The organism is Neobacillus ginsengisoli (assembly GCF_030813055.1).
In genome coordinates this window covers 1-1,881 of record NZ_JAUSTW010000029.1, presented here as the reverse complement: position 1 = coordinate 1,881, position 1,881 = coordinate 1, and the positions used below count along the sequence as shown (strand labels likewise).

The window sequence follows — 1,881 nt, the reverse complement described above, 5'->3', positions numbered from 1 at the left end:
GAAGCACCTAAGTTCATTCTATAATAGATATAATTCAACGTTGTAAGCTGATAACGTGGAGGACTTACTTCCTATGAACCGTTGGTAAGGAAAGCAATAGTGAGATTAGCTATTGTATAACTTATCTTTGTATCAGTGAAAGTGGTGGCACAGTACCAATGAAATGTCTAATCAACATGAAGGGATAGCCACTAGACTAATGAAGAATCACTCAACCATGTAAGGCAGTTCTATCGGTTAATAAGGTTCTTGTGAGACTAAAAGAGGTTCAACTCCCAAGGGAGTCACCGACTTGTTGAAACGGAAGAAACTGAGACACAATGAGTATTACGATATGCAGTATTGTTTTGACAATTTGTACGCTCAAAGTGTTAATGGTCAAAATTTCTATGACTTAATGAAATGGATTAGTTCTGATGAAAATATACGTCTTGCTTATCGAAATATCAAAAGAAATACAGGAAGTAAAACGGCTGGTACAAATAAATTAACCATTGAAGATGTCAAATGTTTGTCTGTAGAAGAAGTCATTCAGAAGGTTCAAAATATGCTTCAATCGTATGTTCCACAAAAAGTTAGGCGTGTGTTCATATCAAAGCCGAATGGCAAAGTAAGACCGTTAGGTATCCCAACGATATGGGACAGAATCCTTCAACAGTGCATATTACAAGTGTTAGAACCGATTTGCGAAGCGAAGTTTCATAAGCATAGTTACGGTTTTAGACCGAACAGAAGCACTCACCACGCGAAAGCAAGGTTTGAGTCCCTTATAAACTTGGCGGGCCTCTATCATTGCATAGATGTAGATATTCGCGGTTTCTTTGACAATGTAAACCACAGTAAATTACTTAAACAAATTTGGTCATTAGGCATTAGAGATAAATCACTACTTTTTATCATTTCAAAACTGTTAAAAGCTGAAATTGAAGGTGAAGGCATACCGACAAAAGGCGTGCCGCAAGGTGGCATTTTATCTCCATTATTATCTAATATTGTTTTAAATGAATTAGACTGGTGGATAAGTAACCAATGGGAGACATTTAAAAGCAACCATCCATATAAACACAACGGAAGTAAAATACAAGCGCTCAAGAAATCTAATCTAAAAGAATGTTACATCGTAAGATACGCTGATGATCTTAAAGTTTTATGTCGCACACGCTCGCAAGCGATCAAAATGAACTACGCTATAAAAGATTTTCTTTATACAAGATTACACCTTGATACAAGTGAAGAAAAATCAAAGGTAATAAACCTAATGAAAAATTCGTCAGAATTTCTTGGATTTGCTTTCCGAGCTATTAGGAAAGGTAAGACAAGGATGGGCTATGTAGTCCAGTCCAATATGACGAAGAAAGCAAAGTCCAATGCGTTCATAAAAATCAAGGGATCTATTAAAGCCATTCAGGAAAAACCTTGTAAAGAAACAGTTTGGCATTTTAATACAGTTGTAATGGGAATTCAAAATTATTACTCTGCCGCCACTCAAATCACAAATAATTTAATTGAGTTGAACTCTTACCTCCAAAAGACGCTATATAATCGACTAAAGAACGTCAGAAAAGAAGCCAAATTTACTGACATGACTAGTACGTTTCAGAAACGCTACAAAGGGTACGACCTACAATACTATAAGATACAGGAAATGGTGTTTGTCCCGATTTATGCTCAACGGCATAAAACAAATCTATGTTTCTCGCAAGATACGTGTAATTATACTGCTAAAGGAAGAGAAAAAATACACCAAAGCCTAAAAGCGATTAACAAAAACGTATTAAGCTATGTTATGAAAAACTTTATTCCAAATAAAACGATTGAATACAATGACAACCGCATAAGTAAGTTCATTTCCCAATATGGAAAATGTGCAGTCACTGGAAC

General features: G+C 35.6%; 1 protein-coding gene. It reads left to right on the top strand.

Annotated features, from left to right (window positions below):
• Positions 1-295 precede the first annotated feature (295 nt).
• On the top strand, positions 296-1,881 hold a 1,586-nt coding region (gene ltrA / locus J2S10_RS27330; protein ID WP_459077137.1), incomplete at its 3' end, for a group II intron reverse transcriptase/maturase.